Genomic DNA, 20,171 nt, shown 5'->3' with positions numbered 1-20,171 from the left:
AGACAGCGGATAGACAGTGGTTTGAATCTCGATGCCGCTTTCTGTTCGGCATGGGATGAACTGTAAAGACTGCCTTCAAAGGAATAAACAAGCCAAACGGAAATGAATAGTTGCTGATTGGGCAACTGTCTCGGGCGCCAGCGCCCGCGGCTCAGCCCTGGTTCAGCCGGAACACCGCCACCGACTCCACCATCTGGGCGGCTTGGGTTTTGAGGCTGGCGGCCGCGGCCGCGCTTTCCTCCACCAGCGCCGCGTTCTGCTGCGTGGCCTGGTCCATCTGCGTCACGGCCTCGCCCACCTGGGCCACACCCGAACTCTGCTCGCTGCTGGCGGCGCTGATCTCGCCCACGATGTCGGTCACGCGGCGGATGCTGGCCACCACCTCGGTCATGGTCGCGCCGGCGCGGTCCACCAGGGCCGAGCCCTGTTCGACACGCTCCACGCTGGCGGTGATCAGGCCCTTGATCTCCTTGGCCGCCTCGGCGCTGCGCTGGGCCAGGTTGCGCACCTCGCCCGCCACCACCGCGAAGCCGCGGCCCTGCTCGCCGGCGCGCGCGGCTTCCACCGCCGCGTTGAGCGCCAGGATGTTGGTCTGGAAGGCGATGCCGTCGATCACGCTGATGATGTCGGCGATGCGGCGCGAGCTGTCGTTGATGCCCTTCATGGTGTCGACCACCTGGGCCACCACCTCGCCCCCCTGCTCGGCCACCGTGGAGGCGCTGCGCGCCAGTTGGTTGGCCTGCTGCGCGTTGTCGGCGTTCAGGCGCACGGTGGCGCTGAGCTGCTCCATCGACGCGGCCGTCTCCTCCAGCGCCGAGGCCTGCTGCTCGGTGCGGGCCGAGAGGTCGCTGTTGCCCTGCGCGATCTGCGTGCTGGCCGAGGCCACGCCTTCGGCGTTGCCGCGCACGTTGGCGACCACGCGCGCCAGGTTGTCCTGCATGCCCTTGAGGGCCTGCAGCAGCTGCGCCGCTTCGTCGCGGCCTTCGCTGTGGATGCGGCTGGTGAGGTCGCCCTCGGCGATGCGGCGCGCGCCGTCGGCGGCCTGGCGCAGTGGCACGGTGATGGAGCGGCTCAACACGAAGGCGGCGGCCGCGCCCAGCAGCACGGCGAACACACCGCCGACGATCAGGATCCAGCGGCCCTGGGCCGCGTTGGCATGGGCCTGGGCCAGGGCCTGGTCATAGAGGGACTGCTGGTACTCCTCGAGCTTGGCGATGGAGCCCAGATAGGCCTCGGCCAGCGGGCGCAGATCGCGCTCCAGCGCCGCGCTCACGTCCTCGCCGACCAGGCGCTGCTTGAGCAGGTTCGCGCGCGGCGTGCGGTAGGCCTCGCGCGCGGCATCAATGGCCGCGATCAGGCGCTTGCCTTCGTCCTCCTGCACCAGTTCCACCAGCCGCTTGCGCGAGGCCAGGGTGATCTCGGAGGTCTTGTCCATGCGGGCCTGCCAATCGCTGATGCGGCTGGTGTCCGAGTCCAGTACCGCGGCGCGCGTGCGGACCCAGTTCAGATCGATGGTCTGGCGCCAGCGCACGGCCAGCTGGAGCTTCTCGTTGTCGGTGGTGGCGAGCCGTTGCGTCGTGTCGGCCAGTTCCTGCAGGCGCCATACCCCGATGCCGGACATGAGGGCCGTGATGAGCAGAACCAGTCCAAAGGCAAAGGCCAGGCGGCTGCCGACCTTGAGGTCATTGAGTGTCATCCGATAGAACCGATGTAGTACGGAAAGGTGGGTTTCGCCCCTGCGCCAGACACGGCGGGGGCGTGCTTCCCGTATCGACGGCGTGTGGGTGTTCTTGAGCCGCCCGCCGACCGCTGGACCGCGGGCCGGTGCGCCGCGCACCCAAGCCCCCGTGGGCGACGCGTTCACGCGCGCCGGTCGCGGCCGACAGAAGGAAGCAGAATCCGCATGCCGTTCTCTCTCACCCGGGCCACTTCGTTGCCACGCCCTTCACCCGTCGCCATGACATGACACACGGATCGCTTTCACCCGTGCTCAAAGGTGGCCTGCTGGCGCTGCTGGCGGCCACCCTCTTCGGCCTGAGCACACCCTTCGTCCAGCGGTGGGGCCAGGGCCTCGGCCCATTCACCACGGCCGCCCTCCTCTACGGCGGTGCCAGCCTGGTGTCGCTGTTTGTGCGCCGCCCCCGGGAGCGCGAAGCGCCACTGCGGCTCGGCGACACCGGCCGTTTGCTGGGGATGGCGCTGTCGGGTGCCGTCATCGGGCCGGTTGCCCTGGCCTGGGGCCTGCAGCGCACCAGCGGCACTTCGGCCTCGCTGATGTTGACCCTCGAAGCCTTTTTCACCGCCGTTCTGGCATGGCGCCTGTATGGGGAGACCGTGGACAAGCGCGTCGTCCTGGCCATGGCCTCGCTGCTGGCTGGCGGCGTGGTTCTCGCATTCGAGCAAGGCTTGCAGGGCCACGCGCAGCTGTTCGGCCTGGTCGCGGTGATGGTGGCCACCGCCGCCTGGGGCGTGGACAACAGCTTGTCGCGAGGGCTCGCCGACCGCGACCCCGGGCAAGTCGTGCTGAGCAAATCCTGTCTGGGCGCGGTGGCCACGTTCACCCTGGCCTGGGCATTCGGCGAACCCCTGCCCGGCGGTTGGGTGGCCTGCGGGTTGGTGGGCATCGGCGCCAGCGGCTATGGCCTGAGCCTTCGCTTCTACCTGCTGGCCCAGCGCAGCTTTGGCGCCGCGCGCACGGGATCCGTGTTCGCCTTTGCGCCCTTCATTGGCGCGCTGGGTGCATGGGGCCTCGGGGAACGCGGTGGATCGTTGCTGCTGGTGCTGGGCGGCGCACTCATGCTCGCGGGCATCGCGCTGCATCTGCTGGAGTCGCATGAGCACGAACACGCGCACGAGCCCACCGAACACGAGCACGCCCACACGCACGACGACGGCCACCACGACCACCACCACGAGCCCATGCCCCAGGCGGCTCACAGCCATCGCCATGTCCATGCGGCACAGGTGCATGCGCACCCCCATGTGCCCGACCTGCACCACGGCCATACGCATTGAGAGCCCCCTCGCGCGTCGAACACCCGGTGGGGGGGGCGCGAGCGAGCGCTCAACGCGGAGGAATGGGCAGGGGCTGGGCCTTCCGCGTTGAACCGAGCGCGGCCGGCAAGGCCTCAAGCTTTCGGCGCCGTCGCCGATAGCTAGCGCAAATGCAAGCATCCACGGCCCGCAACCTGGCGGGCTTTCGCCACCGCGGGGCCACCGGCTGTCGGCACAGCCATGGGACAGCGCCGAACCATCTGAAATGACACTGCGCACATTCCTTCTGGCGATGTCGCTTTTCGCCCTGGCGGGCTGCGCCTCGCAGCGCATCGCCAAAGACATGCCTGTCTCCCCCGGCGCCCTGGAGCAGGCGCGGGTTCAGCTCCACAACGAGATCGGCCTGCTGCGCGCCGTCTACGAACAGGCCCAGCGCATGGCAACACAGCGCTACTGCAGCACGGCTCACCCGCACGAGCCCTTCATTCTGATGACGACGGGCCACGTCGACCCCCAGCAGCTGAGCGATGAGCTGCGCGCGGCCTATGCCAAGCTTGGCGTGGACCACAAGGCCCGTGTCGTGTGGGTGGACCCGACGGCCGAGCCCAAGCTCAAGGTCGGCGACGTCGTGGTGGCCATCAACGGCCGGGCCATTGAACCCGACGAGCCCTACTCGGCGATGGTGGCGCTTCGAAAGGCCCGCCATGGCCTGCAGCCAGGCCAGCCCTTCCAGGTGACGCTCGACGATGGCCAGGCGGTGGAGCTGCTCGGAAAGCCGGCATACGAAGCGGGTGTGTACAGCACCTATTTCGATCCCAACCCGCACCAGCTGGGGTTCGACCTGTCGCCGGGCATCAAACTCCCGACGAACCTGCTCAAGCAGGCCCAAACGGCGGACGATCTGCGCTGGCTGGCGGCCTATGGCCTGTACATCACCTCGTCGCCCGAAGCCGAGTCGCGCAGAACCAAGGCGCGACTCGCGGCGGTGCCTGGCCTGGCGGGGCATGTGGCTCTGGCCATCATCCCGGGAGGCAGTTGGCTGTCCGGACGGTACGTCTCGAAGTCGATCCTCTACTTCGGCCTGGACGGCGTCTACCCGACGGCCGCCGAATTCGCGACGCGGGAGTTGCACGCACTGGGCGAAGACCCCTCCCAAGGCATCGAGATGTTCGCTCGGGCCCAGGCGCAGAAGATGCCGGTGGGCGACATCGTGATGTCGGACGCCGAGTTGAGCTCGATTCGTGGGCTGGCGGCGGCCTTGAAGCAGGGAAACGCGCCGCCACCCAGTTACGAGCAGCCCGCCGTGGCATCGAGATAGCCCCCCATCCGCTCGGCGGATTCGCCGAGGGCTGGCGCCGGATCGCGCAATCGATATTCTGATCAAATAATGTCGCAAACTGCCCGCTAGGGCGCATGCGGTCTTCGCCAAGGTCGAAGGACATCGTACTCCGCCCAATGTCGAAAACTGCCGCCGCAGTCCGCGTGGCCTACCGCTGCGTTGCAGCAAATAGAGTCGAGAACTGCGCATCCTGGTGCGTTTCTTCGTCTAAGCAACATAGATCAGTAGACCGATCTTCTGCCGCCTTCGGGGGACCACACCCTCAGTTTTCGAGCGGAATGTTGGCCTTGCGGATGACGCCTCTGCCTCATCTGAGAATCCTCCCTCAAGAACTTGGTCCATTCTTCAGGACACTTGACTTGCACTCAATTCCCAACGCCACCAACTACGCGCGCAATTCGTCGGAGTAGATGGCGCGCACAACGAGGGCCAACGGCTTGGCGTGGACGTCCTCGGGCAACCCCTTCGGCCTCAAAAGACCGTCCCAGACAGGCACGACGAGTTTCGAGGAGTCTGCTTCTACAAACATCGAAACGCCGATGCATCGCGCCCGCGTTTCTAGAGTGACGCTGCTCAGCTTGGTCCGTCCCGCATAGACCAGTGCGTTTGCAATCTCCACCAAAGTCGCCATGATCTTGGCCTCTCCGCTGACAACGCTCCCAAGGCTGAAGCACCAGTGCCGACCACTCTACGGCTGGTTTGACGTGGAAGCACCCCCAGCCCCACCGCAGATTGAGAGCGACAAGACGGTGAGTGCGAATGCGGCATGGGCCACGGCGACCAGTTACTGGACCGTCGACTCGCTACTGACGCGGTGAGGTTTTTCGGGTTGGCCCGTCCTGATTCCGTAGGACATCGAATCGGCCATTGGTCTAGAGAATCTCTACGTGCGCTACAGAGCGTATCAACGACCAGGGAGAGACAAGAAATCCAACGGAGAAAAGTGCTTTCAACCTAAACGATATCGAGCGCAGCACTTGCGCCGAAAGCGCCCGCACCGCTGATTGAGTTCACCCATGCGGTGCTGAACACTCCCTTATGTAAGCCGCATCGATGACCGCGGTCGACTACCTGCGCATGGGATTCGACCTGCAGGATTCCAACATGCTGTGGCTTGGCAGACAGAAGCCAACGAGCGCATTGCAGTTGTGGTGCAGCCACCAGTTGGCCGAACACGTCTCCAACGAGGAGTACCGCGCCGTCTGCTACGCAGAGACGGGAATTCGAGAACGACTCTCCCTGCTGGCGGTGTTCCGCGATGGCTGCCGCGTAGCCGTGAACCTCTGCCGCAGCCTTTCCCACCCTGATTTCGACGGAAAAGACATCTCTGCGTTGACTCAGAAGGCACGACTTACCTGCAGCGCGGTAAGACGCCACATGCAAGTGGCGAGGCAGGAGAGAGCGACAGCCAAGCTCTCCAGGCACACCATGGCGGCTCTCTCGGGACGAGAGCGGCAAGTCATCACCCACGTGCTGGAAGGAATGACAATGCCTGAAGTGGCACGGCAACTGCCCACCGCGAAAAGCAGGCTCAGTCCGAGACGTTGCTCCAAGGCAAAGTGATTCTTGGGCAGTGAAGTCACTCAACGACGACAGGGTTCACGTGCACATGACCGATGTAAGACGCGCCGAGGACGTTCGTTCGTTCATCGAAGCCGCGCGCCAAGCCTGGGGCCGCATCGACGTATTGTTCAGCAACGCTGGCAATGCTGGCGTCGTGGCGCCGCTCGCGGAGTACCCGGAAGACGTGTTTGACAGCGTGATGGCTGTACACGTTCGCGGCGCGTTTCTGGTCTGCAAGTACGCTCTTCCGCACATGGCCGACTTCGGCAGCATCATCATCACGAGCAGTGTGGCAGGCGTCATTGGAGCTGAGGGCGTGTACGCCTACATCACTGCCAAGCATGCGCAGATTGGTCTGATGCGCTCCATCTCGAAGGAGGCAGGCCACCGGGGCATCCGAGTGAACACCCTTCACCCTGGACCGGTTTCCAATGACTTCCAGCTCGGCATAGAGCGGCAGATTTCGCAGGCCATCCAACGAGATGCCGCAACCATGTTTGACGAGTAGATTTCGCTGGGACGCCATGCCACTCCTCCGGAAATCGCACGTTCGGCGTTGTATCTGGCGTCGGACATGAGCTCCTTCACTACCGGAAGTCTCCTGATGGTCGATGGCGGCCTGAGCACCTAGATGTACGTGAGACAGGCACGCGACTTTACGAACGTTCAACAGGTAGGCGTCTGGTGCGCTGCTGACGCCTCCAGGGGTACTAGACAATTCGGCCCAAGTGTCGCTATGCTTCGGCTCAAGCCGTTCCGCCGGCTTGCCCGCCCACGAGGCGAAGTCGTACTGACAGCGCGAGTTTCAAGACGAGTCCTGCCTTGACCTTCCAATGGTCGCCGCTGGCTCGGTGTGTGGGCGCATCGGACTTGCCGCGACCGCGGAGTCAAGTCATGGCTACATCTTTCTCTCCCTTGCAGCTCGAGCGCTTCCGCCGCGAAGCGAAGAAGCTCGGCCGCGCACTCTCCATCTGCCACAGCGAAGCCCTGGACCGCATTGCGGTGCAGAACGGCTTCACCAACTGGTCGCTGCTGTCGAAGCACAGCGATAGCTCGTCGCAGGCTGTCGCGGACGCGCCGAAGCCGTTGCGCCCATCCGGTCCGTACCGCTACTACCTGCACGGAGACGTTGTGGAAGACGACCCTACGAAGTGCTATTGCGCCCGTTGTGACGTCTTTTGGCCACTGGACCACCTGGTGCCCACCAGCTATCACACCGACGGCAAGGACGGCGAGCGCTTCCTCTCCAGCCTTGCTCAATGGAACACCTTGCCGGCCGAGGAGCGCGGCCGGAAGTACCGCCCTGACGGTGCCCCGAACGTGCTGGAGACGCCTTTGCGTGCAACACAGGTCGCAAAAGAGGCTGCGCGCGCTCCATTCCATCGCTGGCTCGAAGGCCAGCGAGGTCGCAGTGACCCAATTGGTGATGTCGCTGGCGACATCCAGCGTGACAAATCCTTCCCTATCGGGGCTTCTACCTGGCGCGAGGTGGAAGACTACTTTGCGGGCTACGGCTCACACGTCGTTCGCGCCGCGCGTCAGGCCTGGCGCGAGTTTGAGGGCGGGGAGTTGCGCCATCGCACACTGGCTGAGGCATTGGCCGCAGAGCTCAAGCTGACTGTGGCCGAAGCGCACGAGCTGACCGATGCAGAGGCGATGGAACTGACGAACCACAGTGGGGACGTGCGCACGGGATTCGAGTTCGACTTCACCAACTACGCGTCTCCGAAGCTTGCGGCCAAACTGATGAAGAAGCGCGGTACGCTCAAGCTGACCGTTGACGAGTGGTTCTTCGACGACATCCGCGGTGCGGACTTTCCCAACTGAGAACCTGCGGCCGCCGAAGACCTAAGTCTTTGCGGCCGCAAGGCGCACTTGGCCCGCTCGACCTCGGGCTCGGTACGCCCCGCTTTTGCGGCAGGGTCTGGGTCAATCGACTGTGGCATTCGACTTCTTTACGCGCTTCAGGGCTGGCTGATCACGGTCAATGGTTCCGAACATCGGATCAAGACTTCCCCCTCGCGCCGCCCTTTTCCGGCGCAGCCGGTCGAATGCCATGGGCCAGCAGGCCGATGAATATGTCGGCGACCTGATCCCCACGCAGACGACCTTCTGCGTGGAACCACTGGGAAATCCCGCCGACGGCTCCCATGAACCAGAAGACCGCCAGCTTGGCATCGCACGGTGCGATGGATCCATCCCGTATGCCTTCTTCGAACACCTGGCGCAACTCCAAATCGAACTTGCGGCGCCTCAAGGTGATCTTGCGCTGATCCGCCGCCGTCATCGCAGAGAAGTCGTGGAGGATGGCAGGGGCCCCCATCTCGTCGGTCAGCAGAGAGATGTAGTTCTTGATGAAGGTAGTGACGCGCCCATACCCGGTTCCCTCTGATGCAATGGCGTCTTTCAGCACCTGGTCACCAAGCCTCATCGACAGTTCGTGGCACTCGTAGATCAGCTCCTGCTTGTTCTTGAAGTAGTAATAGAGAGCGGGCTTGGTGACATTGAGCGCGGCGGCAATCTCGTCCAGGGACACGTTCTTGTACCCATGGCGGCCAAAGGTGCGAGAAGCCTCGGCAATGACCGCCTGCTTCTTGAGCTGGTACTGCTCATCCGCGCCACCCACCGCGTTGTTCCACTTAACGCCCTTGCCTGGACGTCTGGCGGCGTTGCCGCGGGGTCTCGACTTAGGCTTGGCGTCAATCTGCGTGCTCATTCTTGCAGTGTCCTCTGCGCGTTAACCCGGATGCAGGCTGGGCTTCGATGATATCGGACAGGCTAATCGCAGCTTCAAGTCGCAAGCCCGAGTCATCCTGCCAAGATCTGGCGCGCAATAATCAGCCTCTGGATGTGGCTGGTGCCTTCGTAGATCTTCGTCACCCGCACGTCGCGGTAATAGCGCTCGACGGGGAAGTCATTCACGTAGCCGTAGCCGCCATGGACCTGCAGCGCAGCCGAACAGACCTTCTCTGCCATTTCGCTGGCAAATAGCTTGGCCATCGCAGCCTCTTTGATGGACGGCAGTTTCGCATCCGTCAGGCGCGCGGCGTACAGCATGAACTGGCGGGCCACGTCCACCTGCGTGGCCATCTCCGCCAGGTCAAAGCTCACGGCCTGCAGTTCGGCGATCGGTTTGCCATAGGCCTCCCGCTCCTTCGCGTAGTGGATCGCGGCCTCCAAAGCAGCACGGGCAATGCCGATGGACAGCGCTGCGATCGCGATGCGGCCATCCGACAGCAAGGAGAGCGCCTTGCCATAGCCACGCCCTTCCTCGCCAACCATGTTCTTCGCTGGCACACGCAGGTTGTCCAACTGGATCTGGGCGGTGTGAGCCGTGTGCTGACCCAGCTTGTTCTCGATTCGAAGGCACTGGTACCCCGGTTCCTTCGGATCCGCGATGAAGAGGCTGAAGCGGTCGCGGGAGCCCGGATCGCCCGTGGCGGCGACCACCAGTGCGAAGCCGGCCTCGCTGCCGTTTGAGATCCATTGCTTGCTCCCATTGAGCACATAGCTGTTGCCCTCGCGCCGGGCCGTGGTGCGGATGGCGGCGGTGTCCGATCCAGCTTGGGGTTCGGACAGCAGGAAGGCCCCGATACGTTGCGCACTGGCCAGCTCGGGCAGAAAGGAGTTCATCTGCTCCTCGGTGCCAAACGACCGCAGCACGTGCGCGGCCGAGTTGTGCACATGCATCATGGTGGCAAAGCCGCCATCGGCTGCGGCGAATTCCTCAATAGCCAGGCAGTACTCCACGAACGACAGCCCAGATCCGCCGTAGGCCTGGGGCGCCAGCATTCCCATGAAGCCGAGTTCAGCCACCGCCCGGATTTCATCGTGAGGCCAGGCGCTGCTGCGGTCGCGCTCGGCAGCGGTGCTGGCCACCACCTCGTTGGCCACGCGGCGGGCCGACTCCCGGATCATCACTTCCTGTTCGCTCAAAAACGCATTCGACACGCTGCTCATTGCTCATCCTTGAATTTTGTCTGTCGGTTCCGACGGGCCATGCCCTCAGCCCAACCACCGCTTGCGGCGGCGATAGTGCTTCATGTCCCTGAAGCTCTTGCGTTCACCTTCCACCGTCAGGCCCAGGTAGAACTCGCGCACGTCCTCGTTGCTCCGCAGGCTGGTCGACGGGCCTTCGAGCACGACGCGGCCACCCTCCATCACATAGCCGTAGTCGGCCAGCTCCAGCGCGACGCGCGTGTTCTGCTCGACGATCAGCAGCGTCAGGCCGCTGGCCTTGAGCTCGGACAGCAGGCCGTAGACCTCCTCCACCATGAGCGGGGCCAGGCCCAGCGAGGGTTCATCGATCATGACCAGCTTGGGCTTGGCCATGAGGGCACGCCCGATCACCAGCAACTGCTGCTCGCCCCCGGACAGGTAGCCCGCCGTGCGGTGACGCAGGGCGGCAAGCCGCTTGATGCGACCATATACCTCGTCCAGCAGGGCCCTGGCATCGCGCCCGGAGCCCATGTGTCCGCCGACCACCAGGTTCTGCTCCACCGTCATATGCCGCAGCACCTTGCGGCCCTCCATCACGTGCACCATGCCTCGACGGACTTGGTCGGCCGGATTGCCCCCCGCGATGTCGATACCATCGAAACTGATGGTGCCGGCCGTCACACGGCCGTCTTCCGTTTTGATCAGGTTCGATATGGCCTTCAACGTGGTGCTCTTGCCGGCACCGTTCGCCCCCAGGAGGGTCACGCATTGCCCGGCAGGCACTTTGGCCGAAATGCCTTTGACCGCGAGAATGACATCGCTGTACAGGACCTCGACGTTGTTCAGTTCAAGCACAGGGGACTCCATTGGAGTGGGCCTGGATCGGAATCGATCCGGATCCAGGCCAGGGTTCATTTACCACTTGTTCAGCACGGGCATGGGAACGTTCTGCTCCAGCAGCTTGTACTTGCCCTTTTCGACCGTGCCGATGTTCACGGCCAGGCCTTCGGTGGGGAAGGGCGCGTCCTTGCCATACTGGAGGTCGGGCAGCACGCCGAAGCTGCGTTCACTCGGCATCGGCGTGGTCAGCAGCGCCGCGCGCACGTCTTCGCCCTTGACGCCCTTGGCACCTTTGGTCTTGATCGCCTGCTCGACGGCACGGGCCACGATCAGTCCCTGGCTCATGCCCATGATGCAGGCCGAGGTGTAGCTGACCTGCGCCTTGTACTTGGTGCGCAACTGCTCGAAGTAGGCGCGTGCCGGAGTGGGATCGTCCGTGGACATGGCCATGCCGTAGACCTCGAAGTTGCCCTCCATCTGCTCCAGCCCGCCCAGGGCCTTGCCCGAGGAAACCAGGCCGTTGTGGGCCGACATGACGATGGGGATGTTGGTCTTGCCCAGGCTCTGAAGTGCACGGCGGGTCGCCACCACGGAGGCCGTGTTGTTGAAGACCTGGAGCACGGTCGCGCCCTTGCGGACCAAGCGGTTCACCTGCTGGGTGAGGTCAGTCGGCTGGGCTTCGGTGTAGACCGTCTCCACGACCTCCAGGATCTTGGGGTTGTCCTTCGCGAACTTCTCGGTGCCCTTGTGGATGTCCACGTAGGCCGGGGAAACCTCGGACGAGATCACGCCGACCTTGATCGGCGCCGTGGAACCCGATTTTTTCTGCAGCCAGGTGTAGAAGGCCGCCACTTCGTGCGGGTAGGTGGCGCGTGCGTTGAACACCCAGCTGTCGCTCTTCCAGGCGAAGCCATAGCCGGCGGTGGCCAGGATCTGAGGCACCTTGTCGTTGGGCAGGCGCTGCTGCAGTGCCGCCGCGTCCGAGCCGCCGATGCCCAGGATCGCCACGGGGTCGAGTTCCGATTTGATGCCGGGCCACAGGCTGGCCACCTGCGCGACATCGTAGCGCGTGTCGTACTCCTTGATGCGAAGCGCCACGCCCTGGGCCTTGCCCACCTCTTCGCTCCACCAGTCCAGAACGCCCTTGCGGCAGCCCGTCATGTCCTTCATGACATCGGCATAGGGCCCCGTGAAGTCGGCCAGGCCGGCGATGTTGTACGTGGTCTGCGCCTGGGCCGTGCCCGCCAGACCGAACACACCCGCGGCCAAGGCGCCGTATTGCGCCAGACGCGCGAGGGCCGACAGACATCCATTGTTTGTATTCACACAAGTCTCCTGATTTTGATCACGCTGTCCAACACGAATCGACCGTCCTCCAGCGCAGCGGACGGCCGCGAAGATCCGGCATCAGTAGGGGTAGGGCCACATCCGGTAGGAACGCTTGAGGATGTTCCAGCGGTGCATCAATCCACGCGGCTCGAAAATCAGGAAGCCGGCGATGATGCCGCCCAGGAAAATGTTCATCGCGGCGAAGACCACGTCGCCGCTCAGGAAGGAGAAGCTCTCGACCAGCGAAGGGCCCACGCTGGTGAAGGATTCCTGCGCAAGCCGGATGACGAACACGCCAATCAATGCGCCCGTCACCGAGCCCATGCCGCCCACGATGATCATGGCGATGAACCAGATGGAGTGGATCAGGGTGAACTGGTCGATCGAGACGAAGCGCACGTAGTACGCCCACAGCCCTCCCCCGATGCCCGCGTAGAACGCACCCAGCAGGAAGGCCAGTGCCTTGGTGCGCACCACGTTGATGCCCATCATGCCGGAGGCGACATCGTCATCGCGAACGGCGGCGAAGATCCGACCGTGCCGGCTGCGGGCCACGCCGTAGGCGCCGGCGATCATGATGCAGGCGACCACCAGGCACAGGTAGTAGACGCCGGTGTCGGTGTCGAGCACCAGGCCGAACAGCCGGGCCGCTTCGACCGTGATGCCGTTGGAGCCTCCCAGCCAGGCCGCGGGCATGTTCAGCACCATGAAATGGAACAGGATCTGTGCCGCGATCGTCGTCAGGGCCAGGTAGAAGCCCTTGATGCGCACGGCGGCCAAGCCGAACACCAGGCCGAACAGAGCCGCGCACACACCGCCCGCCGGCAGCGCGAGCCAGAACGGCAGGCCGCCCTTGGTTGCCAGCAGCGCGGTGGCGTACGCGCCCACTCCCATGAAGGCCGCCTGGCCCATGTTGATCTGGCCGGCCAGGCCGGTGTTGATCTGCAGGCCGATCACCACCACGGCGGTGATCAGCATCGACGTCATCACCGCCACCGCGCGGGCGTCGGCGACGAAGGGCAGCGAGAACATGGCCAGCACGAACAGGACCAGTGTCACGGCCTGGCGGCGCGTGCGCACCAGCGCTTGGTCCTGGGTAAACGAGGTCGCGAAGACGCCTGCGGGATCCATGCTCATACCCTCTCAATGGTTTTCCAGCCGAACAGGCCGGTGGGACGGATCAACAACATCAGCAGCATGATGATGAAAGGGAAGACCGAGCCCAGCGCCCCGCCCACCAGGGGATCGAGGTAGGCCGATGCCAGCCCCTGGATGACGCCGACCAGAATGCCGGCCAGCAGCAGCCCGGCCAGCGACTCCAGGCCCGCCAGCAAGGCCACCGGCAGCGCCGCCAGCCCGATGTCGGAGCTCATCATGTTGATGGAGCGGCCGCTCAGGTGGACCATGGCGCCCAGCGTCGAGAGCGCGGCGCCCAGCATCCAGGCGAAGGCGATCGAGCGCTGCACCGAGATACCCATGGACATGGCCACCTGGTGGTCTTCGGCCACGGCCGTCATCGTCAAGCCCATGCGGGTCCGGTTGAAGAACCAGGACAGGCCAAAGCCGAAGGCGATAGTCAGCAGGCCGCCGTACAGCAGCGAGCGGGAGATGACCACGTCACCCAGGATGATGGGTTCGATCGGAAAGATGATCGGGAACGCGCGCACCTGGGGGCCAAAGAACACCAGCACGATGCCGCGGATCAGGATCAGCAGCCCGATGGTCACCATCACCATCGAGAAGACGGATTCGCCCACGAGGCGAGCGAAGAAGATCCGCTCGATCATCAGCCCGAAGATCGCCGCGCTCGCGAAGGCCACGGGCAGACCAAGCCACATCGGCATGCCCATCTGGATGATGGTCCACCACACCATGTAACCACCGAAGACGACCAGCTCTCCCTGCGCGAAGTTGAACACCTTGGACGCGCGGTAGATCACCACGAAGCCCATGGCCATCAGGGCGTAGAGAAGACCGGTCAATGCCCCGTTGATGAGGTAGTTCAGAAAATCGCTCATGCAGGCCTCCTGCGCTGGGGTTCGGTCGAGGTGTTTGCACCGGATCCGTCGGCATCGTGAATGAACACGTTCGCGTTGAAGTTGCTCCGGCGTCCGTCCTGGTAGGTCACGGGGATGTCGATCCGCACCTCACGGGAGCCGTCGTACAGGCCCTGGATCAGGGCGCCGTAGCGCTCCTCCAGGAACTCGCGCCGCAGCTTGCGCGAACGCGTCAGCTCGCCTTCGTCGGGATCAAGTTCCTTGGGGAAGTTGGCGAATCGCTTCACCCGCGCATGCGCAGGCAGGAACTGGTTGACACGCGCGATTTCCTGGCTGATCAGGGCCGCGATCTCGGGCCGCTGCGACAGATCGGTGAAGGTCGAGAAACCGATGCGCTTGTCTTCGGCCCAGCGCGACAGCACGGCCATGTCGATGTTGATGAGCGCGGCCACGAAATCGCGCTGCTCATCGCCCACGGTCATGATGTCCTTGATGAAGGGGCTGAAGCGAAGGCGCGTCTCGACGAATTGGGGCGGAAAGGTGTCACCGCTGCGCAGCCGCTTCAGGTCGGACAGCCGCTCCAGAAAGACCAGCTCTCCTCGCTCGGTCCTGGTCACGGCATCGCCGGTGTGGAACCAGCCGGCCTTGACCTTGGACTCGACCGAGCCCTCCCGTCGGTAGTAGCCCAGAAAGGGACTCCCACCCCGGATCTGGAGCTCGCCGTCGGAGCTCACCCGCCATTCGAGCGGTGCGCCCGCCTGCGGGTGCGCCTGCATCCAGTGCCCTACGGTTTCCAGATCGAAGCGCTCGCCCTGGTGGCAGGTGAGCAGGCCAGTTTCGGTGGAGCCGTAGATGTTCCGCAGCGGCACGCCCATGGCGTGGAACATGCGAAACACGTCGGGCGCCATGGTGGCCCCCCCGCAACTGGCGATTCGCAACCGGGTCAGGCCCAGTTGGTCGCGCAACGGCCGCAGGACCAGGGCTTCGGCCAGGGGGAACTGCAGGCGATCCAGCCAGCCGACCGGCTTGCCATCCAGGCGGCCGACGTGGAAGGCATGCCCCACCTTCAAGCCCCATTCGTACACGGCACGCCGCACCGGCCCGGCGTCCAGCATGTGAGCCTGCACCGACGAGGCCATGCTTTCCCATTGGCGCGGGGCGAAGGTCATGGCCTCGACCGCCAGTTCCCGGATGTTGGCCAGCACCTGCTCGGGGCTTTCCGGGAAGTTGACCACCATGGGCAAGCCCAGGCCCATGGAAATCCCGTTGATCTGCTCAGTGGCCCAGGCCGGCGCGATGTAGCTCAGGTACTCCATGCCCGGCTGGGCATCGGTGGCCTGGATCAGGCGCTGCGCGTTGTCGATCAGGAAGCGGTGCGTGAGCACCACCCCCTTGGGTTTGCCGGTGGTGCCCGAGGTGTAGGACAACACCGCCACATCGTCGGGCGTGCCCTGCGCCACCAGCGAGCGGTACAATTCAGGGGCCTGCGCATCCAGCTCGCGCCCTTGCTGCTGCACCGCCCCGAAGGTGCTAAGGACGGGGTCCTTGTAGGACCACATGCCCGTGTCGTCCCAGTACACGATGTGGCGCAGCAGCCCCAGTCCGTCCTTGACCTCCAGGCCCTTGTCCACCTGTTCCTGGTCCTGAGCGAACAGGCAGACCGTCTCACTGTCTTCCAGCAGGTACCGGACTTCCTCCGCCGTCAGGTCTGGATACAGCGAGACCACCTTGCAGCCCAGCGCGTGCGCCGCGAATTCGGCCCAGTAGTGCTGCGGCTCGTTCTCGCCCATGATGGCCACGGTGGCGCCGCGCTGCACGCCCATGCGGTGCAGCCCCAGGGTCAGCTCCAGCACATGGCGCTGCACCGCCGAGAAGCTGTACTCGCGCCAGATGCCGCGCTGCTTGTGGCGTTGGGACAGCCGATCGGGCGTGGCCTGCGCACGGCGCTGCAACAGCTGCGGCAGGGTTTCGATCTGGAGCTTCATGGCCCGTCCTCCCCGAGATAGGCCTTCATGACGGCAGGATCGGCCTGGATCTCCTTGGGGGTTCCTTCGGCGATCTTGCGGCCGAAGTCGAGCACCGCAATGCGGTCGGCCAGGTCCATCACCACGCCCATGTCGTGCTCCACCAGTACGACCGGAATGCGTTTGGCCTCGCGCACGTCTAGGATGAAGCGCGCCAGGTCCTCTTTTTCCTCCGCGTTCATGCCCGCCATGGGCTCGTCCATCAAGAGGATGCGAGGATCCTGAGCCAGCGCCCGGCCCAGGTCGACGCGCTTGCGAAGGCCATAGCCGAGGCTGCCCACCGGGGCATGGCGGATGGCCTCGATTTCCAGGAACTCGATGATTTCCTCCACCACTTCCCGATGGGCCACCTCTTCGCGCCGGGCCGCGCCAAAGTAGAAGAACGACTGCGCCAGGTTCGTGCGCATGTGCAGGTGGCGGCCCACCATCAGGTTCTCGACCACCGTCATGCCCGAGAAGATGTGCGTGCCCTGGAAGGTCCTGGCCAGGCCCTGGCCCGCAACCTCGTGCACCGCCATCTGGCGCACGCTGCGCCCGCCGAGCGTGATGTCACCTTTCTTGGGGCGGTAGAAGCCGCTCAGGCAGTTCATGAGCGAGGACTTGCCCGCGCCGTTCGGGCCGATGATGGCCAGCAACTCGTCCTTGCGCACGTCGATGGACACGTCGTTGAGCGCGACGATGCCACCGAACTGCAGCAGCAGGTTGCGGGCCGAGAGCACGACGTCGTCGTGGTGGGCAGGGTGGGCGGCCGTCATGCCGAATGACCTTTGCCAGGTTGGATCATGTCCATCGGGTCTCCTTGTTCAGGTCGTGGCGCGCTTGCACGATGGGCATCAGAGCCGGGCCCCGCCGTCGATGCTTAGCGTGGTGGCATTCAGGTAGGCGTTCTCCACCACGTGGCAAACCAGGGCCGAGAACTCCGGCGCCTGCCCCATGCGGTTCGGGAACAGGATCACGTTGTCGATGATGTTTTGCGCCACCTTGGCCGGCATGCCGGCCGACATGCCGGTCTCGAACAGGCCGGGCGCTAGCGCGACGACGCGCACCCCGTGCGACGCCAGGTCGCGTGCCACCGGTAGCGTCAGACCCATGACAGCGGCCTTGCTCGCGCTATAGGCGGCCTGCCCCATCTGCCCCTGCCAGGCCGCGCCGGACGATGTGTTGACGATCACGCCACGCTCTCCATCCTCGTTGGGCTCGTTGGCCGCCATCGCACGTGCGGCGTGCCGGATGACGTTGAAGGTGCCGGTGAGGTTGACGCCGATCACTCGGTTCCAGAGATCCAGCGGAAAGAGCTCACCCTTGGACAAGGTCTTGCACGGCCCCAGGATGCCCGCGCAGTTCACGGCCACGTGCAAGCCACCGAAGGTGTCGACCGCAAACGCCACGGCGGCCGCCACACTGGCGTCGTCGGCCACATCCACTTTCAGGGTGTGCACGCGCTCGCCCAGCGGGGCCATCTCGCGTACCAGGCGTTCTTCGTCCAGATCGACGGCCACCACTTGGGCGCCTGCTTCGACCAGGGCTTTGCAAGTCGCCAGGCCGAGGCCTGATCCCGCGCCGGTCACCAGCGCTACCGTGTTCTTGATGTCCATGTTGCTTGTCGCTTTGGGTAGGGCGCTCAACGCGCCAGGATGGTGATGCAGGCCACGGCTTCCTCGATGCCCTCGAGGCCCCCGCCGTTTTCTGCCAGGGCGATGCGCGCGCCTTCTACCTGCCGGGTACCGGCTTCCGCGCGCAGTTGAGTCACCAGCTCGTGCACCTGTGCCAGCCCCGTCGCGCCGACCGGATGCCCCTTGGACTCCAGGCCGCCAGAGGGGTTGATGGGAATGCGCCCACCGATGCGGGTGTCGCCCCGCTCGGCGATCACACCGCCCTGGCCGAACTCGCAGAAGCCCAGGTTTTCGGACTGGATGATTTCGCCCATGGCCGTGGCATCGTGGACTTCGGCCACGGAGATGTCGTCCGGCCCCACACCGGCCAGTTCGTACGCCCGGCGGGCCGCCAGCGCGGTGCAATGGCTGGCATGGTCGTCCTCGCTGCGGTCCGAGCCGCTTTGAACGAGGGCTGCCAGCACCCGGATCGCCCGGCGCGTGTCGATGCCCAGCCGCTGGAGCGCGGACCGGCTACACACGATGACCGCAGCGGCGCCATCCGACACCGGCGAGCACATCGGCAGCGTCAAAGGGTAGGTGATGGGCGGGGCGCCCAGCACGTCTTCGATGCTGTAGGCCACTTGGTACTGCGACAGCGGGTTGTGCACCGAATGCGCGTGGTTCTTGGCCGAGACGGCCGCCAGCTGGCGCTGCGTAGTGCCGAAGCTGCGCATGTGGGAACGGGCGAAGGCCGCGTACACATCCATGAACACGCTGTAGGGCTTGGGCGAAGTGGAGCCCTCCGGCACCACCACGTCGCGCCCGAGCAGCATCAGGTTTTCGCGAATCTCGCCTGCCCTCGACAGATCCCAGGCGCTGTCGAAGACCGAGAACATCTTCTGCTTGTCCGCGGTGAACATCTTCTCCGAACCGATGGCCAGAGCCACCTCGCCGGCACCGGAGCGGACGTGGTTGCACGCCAGCACGAACGCGGACGAGCCGCTGGCGCAGGCGTTTTCTACGTTGACCACCGGAATGCGGCCGATCCCCATGGCACGCAGGGCGATCTGCCCGCGGATCATGTGCTGACCATCCATGTGGCCCTGCGAGGTGTTGCCGAAGAAGGCTGCCTGCAAGTCCTCCCGCCGGATCCCGGCGTCCAGCAACGCCGCCTCAGTGGCCTCGCGCGTCAGCTGCTTGATGTCCTTGTTCAGATGCCGGCCAAACGGGGTCATCCCCACACCAACGACGTAGATGTCTTCCAACGCGCTTCTCCTGTACTGGATCGATGGTTGGCGCCGCATCAGCGCCAATCTACTATAAATAAAAGTGATTTACTATATAGTCAAATTCACGCAAGCCGCCTAGGGAAATCCCGAGGCTGATCAGGCCCTGGTGGCGCGGTCCGCCAGCGCGGCGAAGCGCAGCCCTCTGACGGTCTCGACATCGCCCGCCGGTGTCACGTGGTAGAGGCCACGCGCCACGTTGTGAGGGTGCCTGGCCGCCTCGGCCATGTTCAAGACCGGCGCGTAGCAGGCGTCTGTGCCTTCCAGCAACTGCGTCCAGTGCGCACTGGGCCGCGATGCAAAGAGCGCCGCCATGCGCGCCTTCAATGCAGGCCAAGCGGACCGGTCCATCTGCTCGGACAGCACCACGTCGCTCAGCCCGAGCCGCTCCAGCAGCAGTGCGTAGAACGGTGGCTCGATCGCTCCCACGGTGACGTAGCGACCATCGGCGCAGAGGTAGCGGTCGTAGAAGGGCGAGTCATGGAACACACTCGGCACGCCTGCATCGAAGCCGCCCGCGGCGCTGACGAGCTGTACCAGCGGCGACAGCATGGCCAGCACATCCACGATGGCGCCATCCACCACGCAGCCCTGCCCGCTCGTCCTGGCGGCCAGCAGGCCCGACACCATGCCCAGCGAGAAGCCCAGTGCGCCCGCCGCATCGCCGAGCACCGTGGGAGGCAATATGGGCGGGTGGCCGGGGCGCTCCGTCAGCGCCATCAGGCCCGTGAGCGCCACGTAGTTCATGTCGTGGCCGGCGGCCTGGGCCAGCGGTCCGTCCTGTCCCCAGCCGGTCATGCGCCCATATACCAGGCGCGGGTTCAAGCGCCCGCAGACGCCGGGCCCCAGGCCTAGGCGTTCCATGACACCCGGCCGGTTGCCCTCGATCAAGCCATCGCTGGCCGCGACGATCTCCAACGCGCGGTCCCTGTCGTTTTCCTGCTTCAGGTTCAGAACCACCCGACGCTTGCCACGCGACAGCAAGCCGTCCTCGCGCGGCGTCATGTCCTTCGGCAAAGCGCCAGGACCCGGACGAGCCACGACCGTGACATCCGCGCCCAGCTGCGCCAGAAACAGGCCGGCCAGCGGCCCCGGGCCGATGCCCTCGAACTCAACGATCCTGATCCCCTTCAGCGGAGATCCCTGCGATGCAATCGGTGGATTCATGTCGACCTTTCTGTTGATCATTTTTACTGTAAAGTAAATTGAACGACCATGCAGTAATGGAATCCCCTGAGAGCCAAACCGACCCTTGAATCGCAGAA

17 protein-coding genes and 1 pseudogene are annotated in these 20,171 nt (G+C 64.7%); 5 read left to right on the top strand and 13 right to left on the bottom strand.

Annotated features, from left to right (window positions below):
* Positions 1-151: 151 nt before the first annotated feature.
* The gene (locus SOM08_RS03030; RefSeq protein WP_322470020.1) at positions 152-1,696 is read right to left on the bottom strand and encodes a methyl-accepting chemotaxis protein; all 1,545 of its coding nucleotides are present in this window, start codon (positions 1,694-1,696) and stop codon (positions 152-154) included.
* Between the two features lie 266 nt (positions 1,697-1,962).
* Between SOM08_RS03030 and SOM08_RS03025 the strand changes: the two genes are divergently transcribed.
* A complete protein-coding gene (locus SOM08_RS03025) occupies positions 1,963-3,015 on the top strand; it encodes a DMT family transporter (RefSeq protein WP_322470019.1) in 1,053 nt (350 codons plus the stop codon).
* Between the two features lie 244 nt (positions 3,016-3,259).
* Complete coding sequence (locus tag SOM08_RS03020; protein ID WP_322470018.1) at positions 3,260-4,312, top strand: hypothetical protein; 1,053 nt, start codon at positions 3,260-3,262, stop codon at positions 4,310-4,312.
* A gap of 406 nt (positions 4,313-4,718) precedes the next feature.
* On the opposite strand, the gene SOM08_RS03015 is transcribed toward SOM08_RS03020, so the two are convergent.
* Positions 4,719-4,964, bottom strand: coding sequence for a hypothetical protein (locus SOM08_RS03015; RefSeq protein WP_070400785.1), 246 nt, complete (start codon positions 4,962-4,964; stop codon positions 4,719-4,721).
* A 422-nt stretch (positions 4,965-5,386) separates the two neighbouring features.
* On the opposite strand from SOM08_RS03015, the gene SOM08_RS03010 reads away from it, so the two are divergent.
* The 3 genes and pseudogenes from SOM08_RS03010 (at position 5,387) to SOM08_RS03000 (ending at position 7,723) form a co-directional block, all read left to right on the top strand.
* A complete protein-coding gene (locus SOM08_RS03010; RefSeq protein ID WP_139147118.1) occupies positions 5,387-5,896 on the top strand; it encodes a hypothetical protein in 510 nt (169 codons plus the stop codon).
* 46 nt (positions 5,897-5,942) lie between these two features.
* Positions 5,943-6,527 (top strand): annotated as a pseudogene (locus SOM08_RS03005) (SDR family NAD(P)-dependent oxidoreductase).
* A 263-nt stretch (positions 6,528-6,790) separates the two neighbouring features.
* Complete coding sequence (locus SOM08_RS03000) at positions 6,791-7,723, top strand: YozE family protein (RefSeq protein WP_070400783.1); 933 nt, start codon at positions 6,791-6,793, stop codon at positions 7,721-7,723.
* A 178-nt stretch (positions 7,724-7,901) separates the two neighbouring features.
* Here the strand turns inward: SOM08_RS03000 and SOM08_RS02995 are convergent, their stop codons facing one another.
* From SOM08_RS02995 to SOM08_RS02945, 11 genes are all read right to left on the bottom strand, one after another.
* Entirely contained in the window at positions 7,902-8,612 is a 711-nt protein-coding gene (locus tag SOM08_RS02995; protein ID WP_083293313.1) for a TetR/AcrR family transcriptional regulator, read from the bottom strand.
* A gap of 92 nt (positions 8,613-8,704) precedes the next feature.
* Complete coding sequence (locus SOM08_RS02990) at positions 8,705-9,856, bottom strand: acyl-CoA dehydrogenase family protein (protein ID WP_070400781.1); 1,152 nt, start codon at positions 9,854-9,856, stop codon at positions 8,705-8,707.
* Between the two features lie 45 nt (positions 9,857-9,901).
* Positions 9,902-10,690, bottom strand: coding sequence for an ABC transporter ATP-binding protein (locus tag SOM08_RS02985; protein WP_070400780.1), 789 nt, complete (start codon positions 10,688-10,690; stop codon positions 9,902-9,904).
* 60 nt (positions 10,691-10,750) lie between these two features.
* Positions 10,751-11,944 carry an ABC transporter substrate-binding protein gene (locus SOM08_RS02980; protein WP_322470017.1) on the bottom strand — a complete coding sequence of 398 codons (1,194 nt, stop codon included), beginning with the start codon at positions 11,942-11,944 and terminating at the stop codon, positions 10,751-10,753.
* Positions 11,945-12,082: 138 nt separating this feature from the next.
* Positions 12,083-13,135 carry a branched-chain amino acid ABC transporter permease gene (locus SOM08_RS02975; protein ID WP_083293316.1) on the bottom strand — a complete coding sequence of 351 codons (1,053 nt, stop codon included), beginning with the start codon at positions 13,133-13,135 and terminating at the stop codon, positions 12,083-12,085.
* 2 nt (positions 13,136-13,137) lie between these two features.
* Entirely contained in the window at positions 13,138-14,022 is an 885-nt protein-coding gene (locus SOM08_RS02970) for a branched-chain amino acid ABC transporter permease (RefSeq protein WP_070400778.1), read from the bottom strand.
* Positions 14,019-15,986, bottom strand: a complete 1,968-nt coding sequence (locus SOM08_RS02965) for an AMP-dependent synthetase/ligase (RefSeq protein ID WP_070400777.1) — start codon at positions 15,984-15,986, stop codon at positions 14,019-14,021. The genes SOM08_RS02970 and SOM08_RS02965 overlap by 4 nt, the downstream gene beginning before the upstream one ends.
* Positions 15,983-16,780, bottom strand: coding sequence for an ABC transporter ATP-binding protein (locus tag SOM08_RS02960; protein WP_070400776.1), 798 nt, complete (start codon positions 16,778-16,780; stop codon positions 15,983-15,985). The genes SOM08_RS02965 and SOM08_RS02960 overlap by 4 nt, the downstream gene beginning before the upstream one ends.
* 78 nt (positions 16,781-16,858) lie before the next feature.
* Complete coding sequence (locus tag SOM08_RS02955) at positions 16,859-17,620, bottom strand: SDR family NAD(P)-dependent oxidoreductase (RefSeq protein ID WP_070400775.1); 762 nt, start codon at positions 17,618-17,620, stop codon at positions 16,859-16,861.
* Positions 17,621-17,646: 26 nt separating this feature from the next.
* Positions 17,647-18,885, bottom strand: a complete 1,239-nt coding sequence (locus SOM08_RS02950) for a thiolase family protein (protein WP_070400774.1) — start codon at positions 18,883-18,885, stop codon at positions 17,647-17,649.
* Positions 18,886-19,005: 120 nt separating this feature from the next.
* Positions 19,006-20,094 carry a CaiB/BaiF CoA-transferase family protein gene (locus tag SOM08_RS02945; RefSeq protein ID WP_322470016.1) on the bottom strand — a complete coding sequence of 363 codons (1,089 nt, stop codon included), beginning with the start codon at positions 20,092-20,094 and terminating at the stop codon, positions 19,006-19,008.
* Positions 20,095-20,171: the final 77 nt, after the last annotated feature.

This window comes from Hydrogenophaga sp. SNF1, assembly GCF_034421675.1.
In the GTDB taxonomy this organism is placed as follows: Bacteria; Pseudomonadota; Gammaproteobacteria; order Burkholderiales; family Burkholderiaceae_C; genus Hydrogenophaga; species Hydrogenophaga borbori.
Note: the sequence above shows the minus strand (reverse complement) of the source record. Positions and strands in the feature narration are given on the sequence as shown.

Bases quoted from the DNA above. Each gene is read 5' to 3' on its own strand.
- SOM08_RS03030 (WP_322470020.1), bottom strand. From the start codon at position 1,696: ATGACACTCAATGACCTCAAGGTCGGCAGCCGCCTGGCCTTTGCCTTT.
- SOM08_RS03025 (WP_322470019.1), top strand. From the start codon at position 1,963: ATGACACACGGATCGCTTTCACCCGTGCTCAAAGGTGGCCTGCTGGCG.
- SOM08_RS03020 (WP_322470018.1), top strand. From the start codon at position 3,260: ATGACACTGCGCACATTCCTTCTGGCGATGTCGCTTTTCGCCCTGGCG.
- SOM08_RS03015 (WP_070400785.1), bottom strand. From the start codon at position 4,964: ATGGCGACTTTGGTGGAGATTGCAAACGCACTGGTCTATGCGGGACGG.
- SOM08_RS03010 (WP_139147118.1), top strand. From the start codon at position 5,387: ATGACCGCGGTCGACTACCTGCGCATGGGATTCGACCTGCAGGATTCC.
- SOM08_RS03000 (WP_070400783.1), top strand. From the start codon at position 6,791: ATGGCTACATCTTTCTCTCCCTTGCAGCTCGAGCGCTTCCGCCGCGAA.
- SOM08_RS02995 (WP_083293313.1), bottom strand. From the start codon at position 8,612: ATGAGCACGCAGATTGACGCCAAGCCTAAGTCGAGACCCCGCGGCAAC.
- SOM08_RS02990 (WP_070400781.1), bottom strand. From the start codon at position 9,856: ATGAGCAGCGTGTCGAATGCGTTTTTGAGCGAACAGGAAGTGATGATC.
- SOM08_RS02975 (WP_083293316.1), bottom strand. From the start codon at position 13,135: ATGGATCCCGCAGGCGTCTTCGCGACCTCGTTTACCCAGGACCAAGCG.
- SOM08_RS02970 (WP_070400778.1), bottom strand. From the start codon at position 14,022: ATGAGCGATTTTCTGAACTACCTCATCAACGGGGCATTGACCGGTCTT.
- SOM08_RS02965 (WP_070400777.1), bottom strand. From the start codon at position 15,986: ATGAAGCTCCAGATCGAAACCCTGCCGCAGCTGTTGCAGCGCCGTGCG.
- SOM08_RS02960 (WP_070400776.1), bottom strand. From the start codon at position 16,780: ATGACGGCCGCCCACCCTGCCCACCACGACGACGTCGTGCTCTCGGCC.
- SOM08_RS02955 (WP_070400775.1), bottom strand. From the start codon at position 17,620: ATGGACATCAAGAACACGGTAGCGCTGGTGACCGGCGCGGGATCAGGC.
- SOM08_RS02945 (WP_322470016.1), bottom strand. From the start codon at position 20,094: ATGATCAACAGAAAGGTCGACATGAATCCACCGATTGCATCGCAGGGA.